Here is a 273-nt window from a genome sequence, read left to right as displayed (position 1 = left end):
GCCCCATCTGCGACCATCATAGGGACGCGCAGAAAATCGCCGTCCCGCTTAATCTCCTCGCCGGTCTGACCAACTGAATAGTCCTTCCAGTTGTCCGCAGTCACGGCTTCATCAGGATGATCATCTGTGATTGGGCGGTGAGCAAATGAAGCCATTGAGTCGGCTTTGAATACTTCGCTTTCGGGACGGTAAACGGTCACCACCTCAAGGTCCGGGCGACCAACTTCACTGCCGAGGTACTGCTGAATGCCGGTACGGGCTACGCGAGCGTCA

1 protein-coding gene is annotated in these 273 nt (G+C 56.4%); it reads right to left on the bottom strand.

All coding sequences use genetic code 11. From position 1 onward, the window contains the following. A partial coding sequence (locus RMT89_RS43025; RefSeq protein ID WP_315889201.1) for a DUF2213 domain-containing protein occupies positions 1–273 on the bottom strand: 273 nt, incomplete at both ends.

This window comes from Streptomyces sp. P17, assembly GCF_032436805.1.
Lineage (GTDB): Bacteria > Actinomycetota > Actinomycetes > Streptomycetales > Streptomycetaceae > Streptomyces.
Note: the sequence above shows the minus strand (reverse complement) of the source record. Positions and strands in the feature narration are given on the sequence as shown.